The organism is Streptomyces sp. NPDC004435 (assembly GCF_042873895.1).
GTDB lineage: Bacteria > Actinomycetota > Actinomycetes > Streptomycetales > Streptomycetaceae > Streptomyces.
Window position 1 is genome coordinate 41544 of sequence record NZ_JBIAMB010000034.1, and the last position, 17780, is coordinate 59323.

At 75.1% G+C, this 17780-nt stretch carries 16 protein-coding genes; 7 read left to right on the forward strand and 9 right to left on the reverse strand.

The features are described from left to right. Positions 1 to 382 precede the first annotated feature (382 nt). The 4 genes from ACFYT9_RS37980 to ACFYT9_RS37995 all read right to left on the reverse strand — a co-directional run bounded on the left by ACFYT9_RS37980 (position 383) and on the right by ACFYT9_RS37995 (position 5331). A complete protein-coding gene (locus tag ACFYT9_RS37980) occupies positions 383 to 1585 on the reverse strand; it encodes a glycosyltransferase (RefSeq protein WP_389171440.1) in 1203 nt (400 codons plus the stop codon). A 164-nt stretch (positions 1586 to 1749) separates the two neighbouring features. Continuing rightward, positions 1750 to 2868 (reverse strand): glycosyltransferase family 4 protein, encoded by a 1119-nt coding sequence (locus tag ACFYT9_RS37985; RefSeq protein ID WP_389171409.1) that lies wholly within the window; start codon positions 2866 to 2868, stop codon positions 1750 to 1752. Between the two features lie 293 nt (positions 2869 to 3161). Next, on the reverse strand, positions 3162 to 4661 hold the full coding sequence (locus tag ACFYT9_RS37990) for a HEAT repeat domain-containing protein (protein WP_376604584.1): 1500 nt from the start codon (positions 4659 to 4661) through the stop codon (positions 3162 to 3164). A 277-nt stretch (positions 4662 to 4938) separates the two neighbouring features. Beyond that, complete coding sequence (locus tag ACFYT9_RS37995; protein ID WP_389171412.1) at positions 4939 to 5331, reverse strand: ankyrin repeat domain-containing protein; 393 nt, start codon at positions 5329 to 5331, stop codon at positions 4939 to 4941. A gap of 359 nt (positions 5332 to 5690) precedes the next feature. Between ACFYT9_RS37995 and ACFYT9_RS38000 the strand changes: the two genes are divergently transcribed. Both ACFYT9_RS38000 and ACFYT9_RS38005 read left to right on the forward strand, forming a co-directional pair. Next, positions 5691 to 5885 (forward strand): hypothetical protein, encoded by a 195-nt coding sequence (locus ACFYT9_RS38000; protein ID WP_030493667.1) that lies wholly within the window; start codon positions 5691 to 5693, stop codon positions 5883 to 5885. 37 nt (positions 5886 to 5922) lie between these two features. Continuing rightward, positions 5923 to 7524, forward strand: coding sequence for a hypothetical protein (locus ACFYT9_RS38005; protein ID WP_389171416.1), 1602 nt, complete (start codon positions 5923 to 5925; stop codon positions 7522 to 7524). A gap of 163 nt (positions 7525 to 7687) precedes the next feature. On the opposite strand, the gene ACFYT9_RS38010 is transcribed toward ACFYT9_RS38005, so the two are convergent. After that, the gene (locus tag ACFYT9_RS38010; RefSeq protein ID WP_389171419.1) at positions 7688 to 9187 is read right to left on the reverse strand and encodes a PLP-dependent aminotransferase family protein; all 1500 of its coding nucleotides are present in this window, start codon (positions 9185 to 9187) and stop codon (positions 7688 to 7690) included. Positions 9188 to 9320: 133 nt separating this feature from the next. Here ACFYT9_RS38010 and ACFYT9_RS38015 point away from each other — a divergent pair, with 133 nt between their 5' ends. The 4 genes from ACFYT9_RS38015 (at position 9321) to ACFYT9_RS38030 (ending at position 12890) form a co-directional block, all read left to right on the forward strand. Further along, positions 9321 to 10070, forward strand: a complete 750-nt coding sequence (locus ACFYT9_RS38015) for a YitT family protein (RefSeq protein ID WP_389171421.1) — start codon at positions 9321 to 9323, stop codon at positions 10068 to 10070. Beyond that, positions 10067 to 10831, forward strand: coding sequence for a glycerophosphodiester phosphodiesterase (locus ACFYT9_RS38020; RefSeq protein WP_387273195.1), 765 nt, complete (start codon positions 10067 to 10069; stop codon positions 10829 to 10831). The genes ACFYT9_RS38015 and ACFYT9_RS38020 overlap by 4 nt, the downstream gene beginning before the upstream one ends. Positions 10832 to 10880: 49 nt before the next feature. Continuing rightward, a complete protein-coding gene (locus tag ACFYT9_RS38025; protein ID WP_389171424.1) occupies positions 10881 to 12260 on the forward strand; it encodes an MFS transporter in 1380 nt (459 codons plus the stop codon). A gap of 255 nt (positions 12261 to 12515) precedes the next feature. After that, positions 12516 to 12890, forward strand: a complete 375-nt coding sequence (locus tag ACFYT9_RS38030; protein WP_026278069.1) for an RNA polymerase-binding protein RbpA — start codon at positions 12516 to 12518, stop codon at positions 12888 to 12890. A gap of 114 nt (positions 12891 to 13004) precedes the next feature. On the opposite strand, the gene fxsA is transcribed toward ACFYT9_RS38030, so the two are convergent. The 4 genes from fxsA to ACFYT9_RS38050 all read right to left on the reverse strand — a co-directional run bounded on the left by fxsA (position 13005) and on the right by ACFYT9_RS38050 (position 17021). Beyond that, on the reverse strand, positions 13005 to 13601 hold the full coding sequence (fxsA, locus tag ACFYT9_RS38035) for an FxsA family membrane protein (protein ID WP_389171427.1): 597 nt from the start codon (positions 13599 to 13601) through the stop codon (positions 13005 to 13007). Positions 13602 to 13715: 114 nt separating this feature from the next. Beyond that, on the reverse strand, positions 13716 to 14492 hold the full coding sequence (locus ACFYT9_RS38040) for a polyprenol monophosphomannose synthase (RefSeq protein WP_389171430.1): 777 nt from the start codon (positions 14490 to 14492) through the stop codon (positions 13716 to 13718). Between the two features lie 450 nt (positions 14493 to 14942). Continuing rightward, positions 14943 to 16571, reverse strand: coding sequence for an amidohydrolase (locus ACFYT9_RS38045; RefSeq protein ID WP_389171433.1), 1629 nt, complete (start codon positions 16569 to 16571; stop codon positions 14943 to 14945). Between the two features lie 9 nt (positions 16572 to 16580). Next, a complete protein-coding gene (locus tag ACFYT9_RS38050; RefSeq protein ID WP_030493658.1) occupies positions 16581 to 17021 on the reverse strand; it encodes an Lrp/AsnC family transcriptional regulator in 441 nt (146 codons plus the stop codon). A 224-nt stretch (positions 17022 to 17245) separates the two neighbouring features. On the opposite strand from ACFYT9_RS38050, the gene ACFYT9_RS38055 reads away from it, so the two are divergent. Beyond that, entirely contained in the window at positions 17246 to 17614 is a 369-nt protein-coding gene (locus ACFYT9_RS38055; protein ID WP_376602521.1) for a hypothetical protein, read from the forward strand. Positions 17615 to 17780 lie beyond the last annotated feature (166 nt).

Sequence of the window (17780 nt, forward strand, 5' to 3'; positions counted from 1 at the left end):
GCGGGTCCGACCCGGCCCGGATCGGTCCCCTCACGGAGGCGCGCGACCGACACCGGGTCCCGGGCCGCACGGACGGGGGCGACCGGCCCAGGAGCCGGGTCCCCGCCGGTGGGGACCCGGCCGGGGACCGAGCCCGTACGGGTGGCGGCGACCGGCCCGGGGGCTGTTCCCGTACGGGTGGGGGCGACCGGCCCGGGCGCTGTTCCCGTACGAGCGGGGGCGACCGGCCCGGGAGCCGGGCCCGCACGGGCGGTGGGCTCCGTCCCCGGGCCCGTACGGGCAGGGGGCTCCGTCCCCGGGGGTCCGCCGGGGCGGGCCGGCGCCGCGGGTCCCGTGTCCGGGGCGGGGCCGTGGACCGGCACGGGGTTCTCGCGGAGCGGGTTCACCCGCCGGCCCCCTGGCTCCGGGCGGGGGCGGGTCCCGTGGCGGTGGGGTCCCCGAGCGGGGCCGCCGGGTGCGGGGCGGGACCGGTGGTGGCCGCTTCGTGGGCGTGGAGGAAGGCCGCCACCGAGCGGTCCCAGGAGAAGCGCTCGGCACGCGCGCGTGCGGCGGACCTGCGGGCGGCCTCCGGGAGGGCGAGCAGGGCTCGGGCGGCGTCCGCGAAGGCCGCGGGGGTGTCGGCGGCCGCGGCGCCGGCCGTGCCGACGACCTCGGGGAGGGCCGAGGAGGCGCTGACGACGGCCGGCGTCCCGCAGGCGAGTGCCTCCAGGGCGGAGAGCCCGAAGGTCTCGGCGGGCCCGGGGGCCAGGCAGAGGTCGGCGGCCGCCTGGAGGTCGGCCAGCTCCTCCCGGTCGGCGACGTGGCCGAGGAACCGGACGGGCAGGCCCCGTGCCCGCGCCCGCCGCTCCAGGCCGCGCCGCAGCGGCCCGTCGCCCGCGACGACCAGGCGGGCCGGGACACCCGCGTCCAGCAGCCCGGCGAGGGCGTCCAGGGCGGTCCCGGGCCGCTTCTCCACCGAGAGGCGGGAGCAGAGCACCAGCAGGACCCCGGCCCCCTCCGCGTACCGGGCCCGCACGCCGGGGTCCCGTCGGCCGGGCCGGCAGCGCTCCAGGTCGACGCCGAGCGGAGCCCGTACGACATTGCGGGCGCCGACCCGGAGGAACTCCTCCTCCGCCCAGGCCGTGGTGCACACGATCCGGCCGTAGGCCCAGGCGGTGCGGCGGTTGAGCCGGTCCGCGGCGCGGGCGGCGAGCGGGGCGGGGACGCCCCAGGTGCGCAGGACGCCGTCGGCGGTCTCGTGGGAGACCATCACGGAGGGGACGCGGGCGCGCCTGGCCCACTCCCCCGTCCAGCGCAGGGTGGTGCGGTCGGAGACCTCGATCCGGTCGGGAGCGAGCCGTTCCAGGAGCTCGGTGAGCCGGCTCCGGTCGGCGAGGACCCGGTAGCCGCCGGTGCCGGGGAGTTCGGGTCCGGGCAGGGTGACGACCCGGCCCTGTGCGGCCGGTTCGTCGCCGGCGGTGGCACCGGGGACGACGAGGACGGGGTCGTGGCCGGCCGCGCGGTAGCCGCGGCCGAGCCGGTCGAGCGCGGTGCGCAGCCCGCCCGAGGTGGGGGTGACGAAGTTCGCGAGGCGCACGATGCGCAGCCCCTCGCGGCCGTACGAGGCGCGGTACGCGCGCGTGGCGCCGCCGTTCCCATGCGGCGGGACCCCTGCCCCGCCGTTCCCGTACGGCGGGACCCCCGCCCCGCCGTTCCCGTGCGGCGGGGCCGGGGTCCCGGTGCGGTCGGTGCCGTGGCTCCGCGCCCCGTTCACGCCGCCACCGCCGTCCGCTCGCGCAGCACCTCCAGGTAGTGGCCGATCAGTTCGTCGCCGACGGCCTCCCAGGTGCGTCCCGCCACGTCGGCCCGGCCCGCCCTGCCGTAGGCGGCGCGCAGGCCGGGGGCGGCGAGGGCGGTGACGGCCTCGCGGAGGGCGAGGGGGTCCTCCGGGGGGACGAGGAGGCCGGTGCGGCGGTGGGCGACGAGGTCGAGCGGCCCGCCGGCGGCCGGGGCGATCACCGGGAGCCCGCTGGCCATGGCCTCCTGGACGGTCTGGCAGAAGGTCTCGTACGGACCGGTGTGGACGAAGACGTCGAGCGAGGCGAAGATCCGGGCGAGGTCGTCTCCGGTGCGCCGGCCGAGGAAGTGCGCGCCCGGGAGGCGGTCGCGGAGGGCGGACCCGCTCGGTCCGTCCCCGACGACCACGAGCCGGACCCCGGGGAGTCCGTCGGCGGCGGCGAGGAGGTCCACCCGCTTCTCCGGGGCGAGGCGGCCGACGTACCCGACGAGGAGCGCGCCGTCGGGGGCGAGGGCCCGGCGCAGCTCCTGGTCCCGGCGGCCGGGGTGGAAGCGGGTGGTGTCGACGCCCCGGCCCCAGAGGCGTACGCGGGCGATGCCGTGCGCCTCCAGGTCGCGCAGGGCCGCCCGGGAGGGGGCGAGGGTGCGGTCGGCGGCGCCGTGGACGGCGCGGAGGCGGCGCCAGGCGGTGGCTTCCCCGGCACCCACGTAGGTGCGGGCGTAGCCGGCGAGGTCGGTCTGGTAGACGGCGACGGTGGGCACCCGGAGGCGGGTGGCGGCGGCCATCGCGCGGACGCCGAGGACGAAGGGTCCGGCGAGGTGGACGAGGTCGGCGCGGTGGTCGGCGATGGCGGCGGCGACGCGGCGGCTGGGGAGGGCGACCCGCACCTGGGCGTAGCCGGGCAGCGGCAGGGAGGGGACGCGGACCACCGGGCACGGCGCGTCCGTGTCGGCGGCGGGGTCGGGGACGGCCGGGGCGATCACGAGGGGCTGGTGGCCCCGGCGGACGAGGTGGCGCGCGGTCTGCAGGGCGCAGTGCGCCACACCGTTGATGTCGGGGGGAAAGGATTCGGTGACGATGACGACACGCATACGGGTGTTCTCGTCGCGTCCGACGTGTCCCCGCCGACGTGGATCTGGACGCGGGGGGAACGTCCCGTGAGCTTTTCCCGCCCCGCCCGTGCGGCGCGCCTCCGATACCCGGACCGGCGGCGGGCGGTCGGGGGCGCCGTGCGGGTGTCGGGCGGCCGACGGGGGATCCGGGGCGCGGAGCCCCGTACGCCCCCGGGCTCGTCGGCTGCCGGCCCCGCCCCGGGGCGGGGCCACGCTCGGCGGGGTCTCCGCCGGGGGCCGCGCCGCCCCGGGCGGGGCGGAGGGAGGGTGGGTCAGACCTGGAGGTCCGGGCCGATGCGGTTGCGGACGGCCGTCTGGACCTCGACCTCTTCGGCCGGGTCGGCGGCCAGGCGTCGCAATCGCTCGGCCACGCGGACGTCGGCCGTCTCCGCGTGCTGGGCCGCGATCTCGCGAGTGGTCTCCTCGCAGTCCCAGAGGCATTCGACGGCGAAGCCGCTGGCGAAGCAGGGGTCGGTGGCCGCGAGGGCGCGGGCGGTGCGGCCGCGCAGCTGGGAGGAGGCCGTCTCCCGGTAGACGTGGCGCAGCACGGGGGCCGCGCAGGCGATGCCGAGGCGGCCGGCGCCGTCGACGAGGGCGCCGAGGGCGGGCGCGTCGGGCCCGGCGGCGCGGATGGCGGTGCGCAGGGCGCCGAGGACGAGCTGGGCGTCCCGGTCCTCGCCGCGTGCCGCGAGGAGCTCGCCGGCGGCGGCTCCGAGGGGGTCGGGGCGGTGGACCCAGGCGCGGGCGCGGGCGACGGCGTCGTCGCCGCACATGCGGAGGTAGGCGGTGACGGCGGCACGGGCGACGTGCAGGGCGTCGCGGTCGACGGCGCCGGGGACGTCGCCGTACGGCTCGCCCTGGCCGGACGCGTCGGCGGCGGCCGCGGCGTCGAGGGGGTGGACGCCGTCGGCGGCGGCCTCGACGAGGTCGAGGACGGCGGGGTCCCGGCCGGCGGCCAGGTGGTGCAGGACGGCGCCGCGCGCGCCGGGGGCGCCGTCGCGGCCGGCGGCGAGCAGCTCGGGGCGGTCCTCCGGCCCGGCCACCGCGGCGAGGCAGCGGGCGGCGGGCCCTGCGAGGTCGGCGCCGCGCTCGTAGCCCTCCTGGGCCCAGTCGAGGACGGCGCGCACGCTCCAGCCGGGGCGGGGTCCTGTGGGGCGCAGCTGGCGCTGCCAGCGGTCGAAGGAGCCCTGTTCCTGGGCCGCGCGGACGCGGGCGCCGACGGCGTCGCGCTGGTCCTCGGCCCACAGCCGCCAGGGGCGGGGCTCGAAGGCGTCGCGGACGGTGCGGCCGAGTTCGGCGTCGCCCGCCGCGTCCTGGGGGAAGCGGGCGAGGACGGGCTCGGCGAGGGAACGGAGTCCGGCGTCGTCGTCGCGGAGCGCGAGCTCGTCGAGCGCCCAGGCCCAGTTGGCGCCGGTGGCCGCGTAGCGCCGGAGCAGGAGGAGGGCGTCGTGGCGTCCGTAGGAGGCCAGGTGGCCGAGGACGGCGAGGGCGAGCCCGGTGCGGTGCTCCTCGGTGTCGAGGTGGTCCTCGGGCGCGAAGAGGTGCGCCTCGACGGCTTCCAGACCTCCGTGGAGGTCGAGGTAGAGCCGGGCGTAGTAGAGGGAGCGGTTCTCGACCCGCCAGTCGTGGCGGGGGTCGGCGAGCACGCACCGGTCGAGGGCCGCGAGGGCCTCGGGGCGTGGTGCGGCGAGGGCGTGCAGGGTGCCGTCGCCGCGGCCCCGCTGCAGCAGACCGAGCAGGGTGCCGCTCGGCGCTATGGCTGGTTCGAACATGGGAAGACGCCTCACATCAAGCTGTCGACACGACGGGGTGGACCGGGGTGGACCGGGTCGGGCGCTGGGCCCGTCCGCGCGGTGGCCGCCCTAGTAGGCCGCGGGACAACAAGTCGGGCCGTCCGTCGTACGTCGCTGCTTGTGCGCGCTGTTCATCTTCCTCTGCCTCTCGTCCGTGGCCCGGTCGGACGGCCGGGCTTGTCGTCATGATGACCGACCGTTTCCACCGCCGCGACCACATTTACGACACCGCTCCCACCTGGGGTTCAGCTGTCGTTCACCGGTCGGCGAAGAGCTCCAGGAGCTCGTTCTTCCCGAACATGCGGGCGGTGTCGACGGCGGACGGAGTGCCGGACTCCGGATTCGCGCCGCCGGCCAGGAGGGCACGGATCACGGCGTCCTCGTTCTTGAAGACGGCGCCGGCGAGCGGGGTCTGGCCGCGGTCGTTGGCGCGGTCGGCGTCGGCACCGCGCTCCAGGAGGGCGGTGACCGCGGGAGCGTGGCCGTGGTAGGCGGCGAGCATGAGGAGGGTGTCGCCCCGGTCGTTGGTGAGGTTCGCGGGGACGCCCGCGTCGACGTAGGCGGCGAGGGCCGCGGCGTCGCCGGTGCGCGCCAGGTCGAAGACCTTCGACGCCAGCTCGACGACCTCGGGGTCCGGGGTCTCGCTCATCTTCACAACCGCCTTCCGTGCTCCGCCTGCGTCCCGCGCGCGTGCCGCCCGGTACCGCCTGCCCTTGACCTGCGCACGGCAAGCGCGGCCGTACGAGTGAATCGACAGGGTACTGCCCTCGCGGTGACATGGCCGCGTCCGGCCGAGGCAAGGATCACCCCGTTCACCAGCGGTGACCAGCACCCCTCGGTGCTCCCTTACCCCACTTCGGGGGTTTCGCCACCCGGGGCGGGGACCGGCGTCCGCCGGTCAAGTGAAAACGCCCGCTATTCACCCGAATGAACCTTTAGTCACATAGATACTTGCCGTGAACCTGGAAGGACTCATCGTGACTGTCCCCTCAACCAGGAGAACACCCCATGATCCTGTCCATCTCAGGCGTCGTCCTGCTCGGCATCATCTGCTTCCTGTTCTTCAAGAAGGACGGCCTCAAGGCCTCGCACGCCCTCGTCTGCGCGCTCTTCGGCTTCTACCTGGCGGGCACCGCCATCGCACCCAGCATCACGGCGGGCGGCCAGAGCCTGGCCGGCCTGCTGGGCGGAATCAAGTTCTGACGCCTCTCACCCCCTTCCACCACTTCAGGAGTACGACGTGGCCCGGCGACCACTCCCCCGCATTCTGAGCAGCGGCAGCGCGCAGCTCGCGCGCAGCCGAGAGATCGCGCGGTCGGCCGCCGACAGCGCCACCGACGTGCTCCACCCGCTGATCACGGTCTCCCGTGGTCTGCGGAAGCTGGCCGCGACCGCGCGCGCCAAGTGGGCCGCGACCCCCAAGGAGCGGCGCGGTCCCACGCTGTTCCTGGTCGCGGCCTGCGTCCTGGTCGTCGCCCTCGTGCCGTACGGGCCGCTGCTCGCGCTCGTCGCGCTCATGGGCGCCGCCGCGTGGAAGGGGCGTGAGAAACCGGTCGTGAAGACCGGCCCCGACGAGGCGGAGATCGCCCGGCTGAAGGGCCTGTACGAGGCCCTGGTGCCGTACTTCTCCGTCCCCGAGGACCCGGAGCCGCTCTTCGCCCACGGCGGCGACTGGAGCCGGGCCTTCGCCGACCACGCCTTCGACGGGGACGGCCGCCCGACCCGACTGCGGATCTCCTACCCGCCGTACTTCCCTGACGGCGAGCCGGCCTCCCGCGCCCGCATCGAGCAGCTGCTCCACGCCAAGTCGGGGCGCGGCCGCGAGTACCGCTTCGACTGGGACGAGGAGGGCAACCGCCTCGTCATGCAGGTGCTGCCCGCCCTCCCGACCACCATCGGCGCCCAGCGGTTCGTCACCGCCCCGGGCGAGACCGTGCTCGGCTTCACCGACGCGGAGGCCGTGCAGCGGACCGTGCCGGTCGTCTCCGCGGACGGCTCCGAGGACGCGCCCGCCGTCGTCTGGCGCACCGGCCCCCGCTCCACCGAGCCGCATCTGCTCGCCGTCGGCCAGCCCGGCAGCGGCACCTCCACCCTGCTGCGGTCCCTCGCGCTCCAGGCCCTCGAACACGGCGACGTGCTGATCGTGGACGGCGCGGGCGCCGGCGAGTACGCCTGCCTGGTCGGCCGCGACGGCGTCCTCGGCATCGAGAGCGAGCTGTCCGGCGCGCTGGAGAGCCTGGAATGGGCCGCCCACGAGACCGAGCGCCGGCTGATCTCCTCCAACCGCGCCCGGCAGGCCGGCCACCCGGCCCCCGCGGACACCCGCCGCCCGCTGTGGATCCTCCTCGACCGCCCCGGCGCCCTCGGCCACCTGGCCGCCTCCGAGGGGCGTCCCGACCCCCAGGAGCTGCTCCAGGTGCCGCTGCGGCACGGCCGCGCCGCCCAGGTGACGGTGGTGGTGGCCGAGCAGTTCGACACGGCCGACGCCCTCCACGAGGGGGTACGCGCCCACACCCGCGCCCGCGTGGTGCTCGGCCCCGCCTCCCCCGAGCAGATCGCCGCGGTCCTCGGCGCCGCGCCGCACACCACCCCGACCGCGCAGGTCCCGCCGGGCCGCGGCTACGCCCGCCTCGGCACCGGGGAGGTCCTCCGGCTCCAGGTGCCGGCCACGCCCGATCCGTACGACGACGCCGTCGGCGACACCGACCGGCAGGCCGTCCTCGACCTGCTCCCGGAGCGGCGGCCGGCGGCCACGGTGGCCCTGGAGAAGGTCCCGGAGGCGGCGGCGGAGCCGACCCCCGGCATCCTCCCCCACCACGCCCCGGTCCCGGCGGAGGGCTGACCCGCCCCGATCCCGCCCCGATCCACAGAGCGGCGAAGGCCGGTACGGACCCTGACGGGTCGGTACCGGCCTTCGCCGTTCCCACGCGCGCGTGGCGGACGTCAGGGCGCGGACGGGCGTTCCCGCGCGGGAACGGCCCCGGCTCGGGCCGCGAACACACCGCTCAGGCCACGAACGTCCGCGGCGGCTCGACCCCTCCGCCGAGACCCGACTCCACCAGCCGGGCCGCGGCCGCGAGCCGGCTCGCGGCCTCGTCGGCGACCGGGCCGCCGACGGTGAACGGCAGCCGGACGTACCCCTCGAAGGCGCCGTCGACGCCGAACCGGGGGCCGGAGGGCACCCGGACGCCGACCCGCTCGCCCGCCTCGGCGAGGCGCGAGCCGGAGAGCCCGCCGGTGCGCACCCAGAGCGTCAGCCCGCCCTTCGGCACCTCGAACTCCCACTCGGGCAGCTCCCTGCGGACCGCGGTGACGAGCGCGTCCCGGTTCTCCCGGGCCTGTGCCCGGCGCAGGCCGACCGCCTCCTCCCACCCTCCGGTGCGCATCAGCCAGTTGACGCCCAGCTGCTCCAGGACGGGCGTGCCCAGGTCGGCGTAGGCGCGGGCGGCGACCAGGGAGCGGATGACGTCGGGGGCGGCGCGCACCCAGCCGATCCGCATCCCGGCCCAGAACGCCTTGCTGGCCGAGCCGACGGTGAGGACGGTGGATCCTGCCGGGTCGAAGGCGCAGACCGGGCGGGGCATGTCCACGTCGTCGTCGAGGTGCAGCTCCGCCATGGTCTCGTCGACGACCAGGACCGTGCCGGCCCCGCGGGCGGCCTCGACGAGCCGCCGCCGCTGGTCCTCGTCGGCGAGGGCGCCGGTCGGGTTGTGGAAGTCGGCCACGACGTACGCCAGCCGGGGCGCCGCGTCGCGCAGCACCTGGCGCCAGCGGCCGATGTCCCAGCTGCCGAGCCCCTCGGACATGGCGACGGGGACCAGCCGGGCGCCCGCCTCCCGCATCAGCTGGAGGATGTTGGCGTACGAGGGCGACTCGACGGCGATCCGCTCGCCGCGCCCGGCGAAGAGGTGGCAGATGGCGTCGATGGCGCCCATCGCCCCCGTGGTGACCATGATCTGCTCGGGCATGGTCGGGATGCCCCGGGCGGTGTAGCGCTCGGCCAGCATGGCGCGCAGCGCGGGGAGGCCGGCCGGGTAGTCGCCGTGGGTGTGCGCGTACGGCGGCAGCTCCTCCAGGGCCCCCTGGACGCCGCGGGTCAGCCAGGGCTCGGGGGCGGGAAGGGCCGCGCAGCCGAGGTCGATGAGGGAGCCGAGGGTCTCCGGCGGCAGGGGTTCCAGACCGCGCGCGGGCAGCGGGTTGCCGGCCGGGACGGCGGTCCAGCTGCCGGCGCCGCGCCGGGACTCCAGGAAGCCCTCGGTGCGCAGCGCCTCGTAGGCGGCGGCCACCGTGGTGCGGCTGACGGTGAGGGCGAGGGCGAGCTCGCGCTCGGCGGGCAGGCGGGCGGCGACCGGCACCCGGCCCTCCAGGACGAGCAGGCGGATGCCGTCGGCGAGGGCGCGGTAGGCGGGCGGCTTCCTGGCGCCGGGGCCCGCGGGGCGGGGCTGCTGCGCCTGGAGCTGCCGGGCGAGCTGGGCGGCCCCGACGGCTGAAGTCCACTGAGCCATGGAAATCAGTCCACCTTCCTCGAATTGGCCATGGTTGGCATCCGTTCTCCCGCCACAGAGTGTCATGAGTCGGTCCACCGTCACCACACCGGGCCGCGATCACTCCCGCACACCACCCCAGGGGGGCACGTCCATGTCCATCGCCTCCGGCTCGCGTGGCCGGCAACTCACCCGGCGGCTCGTCCAGCTCTACGCCGGTCTGGCCCTGTACGGGATCAGCTCGGCGCTGCTGGTCCGGGCGGGGCTCGGTCTCGAGCCGTGGGGCGTGCTCCACCAGGGCCTGGCCGAGCGGACGGGGCTGACGATCGGGGTGGTGTCGATCATCGTCGGCGCGGTCGTGCTGCTGCTGTGGATCCCGATCCGGCAGCGCCCGGGTCTGGGCACGGTGTCGAACGTGTTCGTGATCGGCCTGGCGATGGACGGCACCCTGGCGCTGCTCCCGGAGGGCCACGGCCTGCCGGTACGGATCCCGCTCCTGGTGCTGGGCATCGTGCTGAACGGCGTGGCGACCGGCCTGTACATCGCGGCCCGCTTCGGCCCCGGCCCGCGCGACGGCCTGATGACCGGGCTGCACCGGCTGACCGGCCGGTCGATCCGGCTGACCCGGACCCTGATCGAGATCGCGGTCGTCACCACCGGATTCCTGCTCGGCGGTTCCGTCGGCGTCGGCACGGTGCTCTACGCGCTGTCGATCGGCCCGCTCGCCCAGTTCTTCCTGCGCCTCTTCGCCGTCCCGGGGCCGGAGGCCGCCGCCGCCCCCGAGCGGGAGTCCGCCTCCCGGCCGGACGCCGCCGCCCCCGCGCGGAAGGCCACCCCCGGGCCCGAAGCCGTCGACACGCCGGTCGCCGCGGAGTCACCGGAAGGCGCCATACTGCGGCGGTGACTCGCGTACGCCACCCCTACCTCGACCACCCGCTCCCGCTGCCCTTCGCCCACCGGGGCGGCACGGCGGACGGCCTGGAGAACACCGCGGCCGCCTTCCGCCGGGCCGCCGCGGCGGGCTACCGCTATTTCGAGACCGATGTGCACACCACCGCCGACGGCGTGCTGGTCGCCTTCCACGACTCGACCCTGGACCGGGTGACGGACGCCTCGGGCCTCATCCGCGACCTTCCGTGGGCGGCGGTGCGGGAGGCGCGGGTGGCCGGCAAGGAGCCGCTGCCGCTCTTCGAGGACCTGCTCCAGGAGTTCCCCGAGGCCCGCTGGAACGTGGACCTCAAGACAGAGTCGGCGCTCGTCCCGCTGGTGGACCTCGTCTCCCGCACCGGCGCCTGGGACCGGGTCCTGGTCAGCTCCTTCACCGAGGCCCGCATCGCGCGGGCCCAGCGCCTCGCCGGGCCCCGGCTGGCCACCTCGTACGGCGTGACCGGCGTCGCCGCCCTGCGGATGCGCTCGCTCGGCGTCCCGGCGCCGCTGCGGGCCGGCGCGGTCGCCGCGCAGGTCCCGGAGACGCAGGGCGGGATCCGCGTGGTGGACCGCCGCTTCGTCCGGGCGGCGCACGCGCGCGGGCTCCAGGTGCACGTGTGGACCGTGAACGACGCGGAGCGCATGGACTCTCTCCTCGACCTGGGGGTCGATGGCATCATGACCGATCATCTGGAGACGCTGCGCGAGGTCCTCACCGCCCGTGGGGCATGGGCCTGAGGCCGCGCGGGCGTCCCGGCGACGGGGACGAGCGAGGGGGCGTGCGGCCGTGACCGCCGAGACGACCGGTCCTGAGGGGCCCATCACCGATCCGGCCGAGCGCAGACGTGAGCAGCGCGGCTGGTACTTCTACGACTTCGCCTGCTCGGTCTACTCGACCAGCGTCGTCACCGTCTTCCTGGGGCCGTACCTCAAGACGGTGGCCGAGAACGCCGCCGGCGGCGAGGGCAAGCTCGTGTACCCGCTGGGCATACCCGTGGCCCCGGGTTCGCTCTTCCCGTACGCGGTCTCCGTCTCGCTGGTAGTCGCCATCGTGGCGATGCCGCTGGTGAGCGCCGCGGCGGACCGCTGGGGCCGCAAGAAGCCGCTGCTCGCGGCGGCGGCGTACATCGGGGCCGGCGCGACGACCGGCATGTTCTTCCTGGAGGGCACCCGGTACCTCCTCGGCGCCTTCCTGCTGATCGTGGCGAACGCGTCCTTCGCGGTCGCGATGATGCTCTACAACGCCTATCTGCCGCAGATCGCCGACCCCGAGGAGCGGGACCGGGTCTCCTCGCGCGGCTGGGCCTTCGGCTACACCTCCGGCGCCCTGGTCCTGGTGCTCAACCTGGTCCTGTACTCGGCGCACGAGTCCTTCGGCCTGGAGGAGGGCGAGGCGGTCAGGATCTGCCTGGCCTCGGCGGGCCTGTGGTGGGGCGCGTGGGCGCTGATCCCGCTGCGGCGGCTGCGGGACCGGCGGCTGCCGCCCGCGGCCGGGCCGGACCGGCCGGCGGGCGGGGGCGCGGTCGGCGCGGGCTGGCGGCAGCTGCGGTCGACCATCAAGGACATGCGCAAGCACCCGCTGACGCTGGCCTTCCTGCTCGCCTACCTCGTCTACAACGACGGGGTGCAGACGGTCATCTCGCAGGCGGCGATCTTCGGCGAGGAGGAGCTGGGCCTGGAGAAGACCACGCTCATCACGGCGGTGCTGCTGGTGCAGGTGCTCGCGGTGGCGGGCGCCCTGCTGATGGCCCGCTTCGCCCGGACGTACGGCGCCAAGCGGACGATCCTGGGCGCGCTCGTCGTGTGGACCGTCATCCTGATGGCCGGGTACCTGCTGCCCGCCGGGGCGCCGGTCTTCTTCTACTGCCTGGCCGCCGCGATCGGGCTCGTGATGGGCGGCACCCAGGCGCTGTCCCGCTCGCTCTTCTCGCATCTGGTCCCGGAGGGCAAGGAGGCGGAGTACTTCTCGGCGTACGAACTGAGCGACCGCGGGCTGAGCTGGCTGGGCCCGCTGATGTTCGGCCTCGTGTATCAGCTGACGGACAGCTATCGAGCTGCCATCATCTCTCTCGTGATCTTCTTCGTGGCCGGTTTCGCGCTGCTCGCCAGGGTGCCCGTACGGGACGCCGCGCACGAGGCGGGCAATGTCGTACCCGAGCGAATTTAGACGCGGAAGTGAAAGGCCGGTAGTGTACGCGTTTGGCCTGCCAGGCGGACCGTTACTGCGTGCTCCTTTAGTGAAGACGCCGTGTCACATCTGCCGCCAGATGTGACAAAACGGGCACTGGTGGGTACAACAAGGGGCGGCACGACGGGCGACGCATGACCCGGAACGGGAATCTTTATCGCCGACCGGACGTTGACCGGATGACGACGACAGCGACACCTGTCCTGTGGGCGACAAGCCCGGGAGGCACGATTCATGAGTGAGCGAGCTCTTCGCGGCACGCGCCTCGTGGTGACCAGCTACGAGACCGACCGCGGCATCGATCTGGCCCCGCGCCAGGCCGTGGAGTACGCATGCGAGAAGGGCCATCGTTTTGAGATGCCCTTCTCGGTGGAGGCGGAGATTCCGCCGGAGTGGGAATGCAAGGTCTGCGGAAGCCAGGCGCTTCTGGTGGACGGCGACGGACCCGAGGAGAAGAAGGGCAAGCCGGCGCGTACGCACTGGGACATGCTGATGGAGCGGCGTACCCGCGAGGAGCTGGAGGAGGTCCTGGCCGAGAGGCTGGCCGTCCTGCGCTCCGGCGCCATGAACATCGCGGTGCATCCGCGCGACAGCCGCAAGTCCGCCTGACGGACGACACGGCAGAAGCAACGCCGAGGGGCCCGGTACACGATTCGTGTACCGGGCCCCTCGGCGTTCCCGCGTGAGGCGGCTGTCCCGCGTGGTCCCGCGGTGCGCGCCCGCTCAGGGCGTCAGCGGCGGGCGCTGTCCGTCGGCGGGGCCGTACGGGCTCCGGGGCGCGTCGTCGCGGATGACCTCGCCCTGGACCACCTTTCCGTCCGGACGGCGCATACGGGCCTGCTGGAAGGCGTCCTGGAGGCTTCCGGGACGTGCGGCGGCCATCCGGCGCTCCACGGCCTTCTCCGCGGCGCGCCCGAGGGCCGTGCGGACCGGGGGCACGAGCAGCAGCAGGCCGGCGACGTCGGAGATCAGGCCGGGGAGCATCAGGAGCAGGCCGCCCAGCATCAGGAAGCCGTTGCGGTCCTCCGCGCCCTTCCGGTCGGCGGCGCTCGGCGCCGTGCCGCTCTGCGCGGCGGCCTGCGCCTGCTGGAAGGTGGAGGAGAGGTTGGCGAAGGCCCGGCGGCCCGCCCGCTTGACGACGGCGCCGCCGAGGACGGCACCGCCGACGAGGAGCAGCAGCACGGTCAGGCCGCCCGCCGCGTTCGCCACGACGGTGAGCAGCCAGATCTCCAGGACCAGCCAGGCGGCGATGCCGAGCGGGAGGAAGGTGCGCGCGCGGGAGCGCTTGGGGGCGTGAGGGGGCGTTGCGCCGGTCGTCATGCCGTCCAGTGTGCCTGGCGCGCCGCAGGAACGTCGTAAGGAAAGGATCAGCCCGGACCGCGGGACGGTCCGGGCCGGGGACGGCGGCGGACCGTGCGACGGTCCGGGCCGGGGTCAGCCGCGCTTGCGGCCGAGGAGCTTGGTGACCTTCTCGGCGCGGGCGGTGATGCCCCAGCCGGTGACGCGCCACAGCGCCTCGACGAGGATGTCGCGGCTCATCTTGGAGTCGCCGACCTCGCGCTCGACGAAGGTGATGGGGACCTCCACGACGTGGAAGCCGGCGGCGACGGCCCGGCGGGCGAGGTCGACCTGGAAGCAGTAGCCGGCGGAGGCCACGTCCTCCAGGCCCAGGCCCTCCAGGGTCTCCTTGCGGAAGGCGCGGTAGCCGCCGGTGACGTCGCGGATCGGGACGTCGAGCATCACGCGGGAGTAGAGGCTGCCGCCGCGGGAGATGAACTCGCGGGACTTGGGCCAGTTCACGATCCGGCCGCCCGGCACCCAGCGGGAGCCGAGCACCAGGTCGGCGCCCTTCAGCGCGGTGAGCAGCCGGGGCAGCTCCTCGGGCTGGTGGGAGCCGTCGGCGTCCATCTCGACGAGGACGTCGAAGCCGTTCTCGATGCCCCAGCGGAAGCCGGCCAGGTAGGCGGCGCCGAGCCCTTCCTTGCCCTTGCGGTGCAGGACGTGGACGTGGTCGTCCTCGGCCGCGATCTCGTCGGCGAACTTGCCCGTGCCGTCGGGGCTGTTGTCGTCGGCGACGAGGATGAACGCGTCGGGCACGGCCTCCCGTACGCGCGCGACGATCGGCCTGATGTTGTCCGCCTCGTTGTAGGTCGGAATGATCACCAAAGCCTTGCCGAGCGGGCCGTAACGCCTCACGCCACCGTCGTTCACTACAGCCCCTTCGGATACAGACACAGGCCCCCACCTTAGCGAGGTCTCCGGCGTGGTCCGGTCCAGCGGGGTGTGAGACGTGCGACGCGGGGGCGCGGGGTCGCGTGCGGTGCGGGGCCCGACGTCCTTCGGTCCGACCCGGGACCCGCTGGCTGCGGATCGGCCGAAGGCCGTTGTCTACTGAACGTCCGGGCCCCACCCGGGTCGCACCTTCCGCCGGTGAAACCTTCCCTCGCGGCCGAGGCGCGGGCGGCGGTCGGCGCCGGCGAGGAGGTGTGGTCCGGTCGGACGTCCTGTGGTGGACGCCCGAGAACCTACCGGGCCATGGCGGTCGGCTGTCAACACCCGTTTGACCTGCGGGGTTATCGAAAAGCCGCAGGCCGGACGGGAAGATCCGCAGGTCGGGGACGAACCCGTGGTGCGTACACCCGGGTGGCCGTCAACCGGACATCACTCGTTCGGCCGTACGAAAACCGTCTGTCCGTACACCACGGTCCGCAGGCAGACGGGAAGGTCGGCACCCGGGGACAGATCGGGCAGACCGGGCGTGCCGGAGCGGGGGTCGGTGGACCAGCGGGCCACCCGGTCGTCCGGGGCCTGGACCACCAGATCGCCGGTCCGCCAGATCGCGTAGTCGGCGGGGGCGCCGGGCACCAGGGTGCCGGCGTCGTCCCTGCCGACCGCGCGCCAGCCGCCGCGGGTGTGGGCGGTGAAGGCGGCCCGGACGGAGATCCGGTGCTCGGGGGTGCGGTGGAAGGCGGCGGCCCGGACGGTCCCCCACGGGTCGAGCGGGGTGACCGGGCTGTCCGAGCCGAAGGCGAGCGGCACACCGGCGCGCAGCAGGGCCGCGTACGGGTTGAGGGTGCGGGCCCGCTCGGTGCCGAGGCGGTCGGCGTACATGCCCTCGTCGCCGCCCCACAGGGCGTCGAAGGCGGGCTGGACGGAGGCGGTGAGGCCGAGCTCGGCGAAGGCGGCGATCGTCTCGGGGGTGAGCATCTCGGCGTGCTCGACGCGGTGCCGTGCGGCCCGGATCCGGGCCAGGCCGAGCTTCTCGGAGGCGGCCCTGACGCCGTCCACGACGGCGCCGACGGCCGCGTCGCCGATGGCGTGGAAGCCGGCCTGGAGGCCGGCCTCGGTGCAGGCCACGACGTGGGCGGCGATCTCGCCGGCGTCCAAGTGGGCGGACCCGGTGTGCCCCGCGGAGTCCGCGTACGGCTCGTGGAGGCAGGCGGTGTGCGAGCCCAGGGAGCCGTCGGCGAAGAGGTCGCCGGCCGCGCCGAGGGCGCCGAGCGCGCGGGCCCGCTCGATGTCGAGGTCGGCCCAGTAGCCGACGACGCGGGGGCCGGGCTCGCCGCGGGCGAGGTCCAGCAGGCCGGTGAAGTCGTCCTCGGAGGAGATCCGCGGTCCGCCGCACTCGTGGAGGGTGCCGATGCCGAGGGAGGCCGCGTGGGACCGGGCGGCCCGCTGGGCCTCGGCGCGCTGGCGCGGGGAGACGGCGGCGAAGGCGGCGGCGCGGACGGCGTGGTGGGCGTCGCCGGTCAGCGGGGCGCGCCCGTCGTGGAAGCCGTCGAGCTCCCGTACGCCGGGGACGAGGTCGAGCAGCGCGGTGGTGACGACGGCGGAGTGCACGTCGATCCGGGTGAGGTAGAGCGGACGCCCTCCGGTGAGGCCGTCCAGCTCCTCGCGCGTGAGCGGGCGCCGCTCGGGCCAGCGGGCGGCGTCCCAGCCGTGCCCGATGAGGATCCGGTCCTCGGGGTGGGCGGCGGCGTGGGCGCGGATCAGCTCCGCCGCCTCGGCGAGCGAGGCGGCGGAGGAGAGGTCGAGACCGGTGAGCGCGAAGCCGGTGGCCGTGGTGTGGACGTGGGCGTCCACGAAGGCCGGGGTGACGAGCGCGCCCTCCAGGTCGATCACCTCGTCCACGCCGGAGGCGAAGGCGTCGGCCGCGCCCTCCTCGCCCACCCAGGCGATGTGGCCGCGCTCCACCACCATGGCGGTGGCGAAGGGGTCGGCGGGGCTGTGGACCTCGCCCCCGCGCAGGAGCACGGTGCGGTGGTCGCCGGAGTTCAGGCTTTCGCTCATACGACCAGGCTAGATGCGCGGCGGCCGGGCTTCGTACGGGGTCGACAGGACGACGGTGGTGCGGCTGGAGACATGCGCCTGGGACCGGATCCGGCTGAGCAGGTGCTCCAGCTCCAGCGGGGTGGCGACCCGCACCTTGAGGATGTAGTTCTCGTCGCCGGCGACGCTGTGGCACGCCTCGATCTCGGGGATGTCGGCGAGCCGGTCGGGGGTGTCGTCCGGGGCGCTGGGGTCGAAGGGTTTGACCGAGATGAAGGCGGTCAGCGGCAGACCCACGGCCTCGGGGTCGACGACGGCGGCATAGCCGCGGATGACACCGCGCTGCTCCAGGCGGCGGACGCGCTGATGCACCGCCGACGTGGACAGGCCGGTGGCCTTGCCCAGGTCGGTGTAGCTCATGCGCCCGTCCTTGACGAGCAACTCCACGATCTGACGATCCAGCTCCTCCATGCGCCGACCCTATTGCGCCGAAGGGCCCCGAGCCCAGCCGGGAGCGGGCGGTATCCACCGCTATGGGCCGTCCCGGGGCACCTGCGCCGGGCATGTGACGAACGCCACAGGTTCGGACCAGGCATCGGGGTACGGCTCACGGTTATGCGGAGTTCCGTATGGGAAGGGCTTGCTGTGGTTCCGGCCGCACAGTACCGGCCGACCTGTTCCGAGGGGGAGTCTCCATGCAGGAGCCCGTTGATTCCGTCGATCCGTTCGACGAGTTCGATTCGTACGACACGTTCGAGATGTACCGGGTGATCTGCCCGGAGTGCGATCAGCCGATCGCCCTGCTGGCGGACGAGGACGCGCTGCCCGAGCACGCGCTGTGCCCGTCGGCGTGGAATCCCTTCACCCTCACCGTCTGCCCGGGCACCGGCCGGGCCGCCGCGGAGGCGCGCTCCGCCGACGACGGCGCCGGCGTCCAGGAGCAGGACACCGCGCTGCTCCTGACGCTGCCCCAGGGCCTGGACTGGCGGACCCAGCCGTTCTCGCACATCGGCGGCCCCGGCTCGCAGCCGATCCGCGCGGCACAGCTGCGCCGCGCGGCCTGAGCCCCGGCCGGGTCCTGTCGTCGCACTCCTGTCGTCACCCTCCCGTCGCCGCCCGCAGGGCGGCCCCCGCGGGGGGGGGGGGGGGGGGGGCCCACACGTCCTAGCACACCCCCGGGCCATAGCATGCCCGCCACAACGCCGCGCGGGGGGCGGGGGGCCGGGCGTG

Excerpts from the sequence above, each read along its gene's own strand:
- ACFYT9_RS37990 (WP_376604584.1), bottom strand. The coding sequence starts at position 4,661 with ATGTTCGAACCAGCCATAGCGCCGAGCGGCACCCTGCTCGGTCTGCTG.
- ACFYT9_RS38010 (WP_389171419.1), bottom strand. The coding sequence starts at position 9,187 with ATGGCTCAGTGGACTTCAGCCGTCGGGGCCGCCCAGCTCGCCCGGCAG.
- fxsA (WP_389171427.1), bottom strand. The coding sequence starts at position 13,601 with ATGACGACCGGCGCAACGCCCCCTCACGCCCCCAAGCGCTCCCGCGCG.
- ACFYT9_RS37985 (WP_389171409.1), bottom strand. The coding sequence starts at position 2,868 with ATGCGTGTCGTCATCGTCACCGAATCCTTTCCCCCCGACATCAACGGT.
- ACFYT9_RS37995 (WP_389171412.1), bottom strand. The coding sequence starts at position 5,331 with ATGAGCGAGACCCCGGACCCCGAGGTCGTCGAGCTGGCGTCGAAGGTC.
- ACFYT9_RS38055 (WP_376602521.1), top strand. The coding sequence starts at position 17,246 with ATGCAGGAGCCCGTTGATTCCGTCGATCCGTTCGACGAGTTCGATTCG.
- ACFYT9_RS38015 (WP_389171421.1), top strand. The coding sequence starts at position 9,321 with ATGTCCATCGCCTCCGGCTCGCGTGGCCGGCAACTCACCCGGCGGCTC.
- ACFYT9_RS38030 (WP_026278069.1), top strand. The coding sequence starts at position 12,516 with ATGAGTGAGCGAGCTCTTCGCGGCACGCGCCTCGTGGTGACCAGCTAC.
- ACFYT9_RS38050 (WP_030493658.1), bottom strand. The coding sequence starts at position 17,021 with ATGGAGGAGCTGGATCGTCAGATCGTGGAGTTGCTCGTCAAGGACGGG.
- ACFYT9_RS38045 (WP_389171433.1), bottom strand. The coding sequence starts at position 16,571 with ATGAGCGAAAGCCTGAACTCCGGCGACCACCGCACCGTGCTCCTGCGC.
- ACFYT9_RS38000 (WP_030493667.1), top strand. The coding sequence starts at position 5,691 with ATGATCCTGTCCATCTCAGGCGTCGTCCTGCTCGGCATCATCTGCTTC.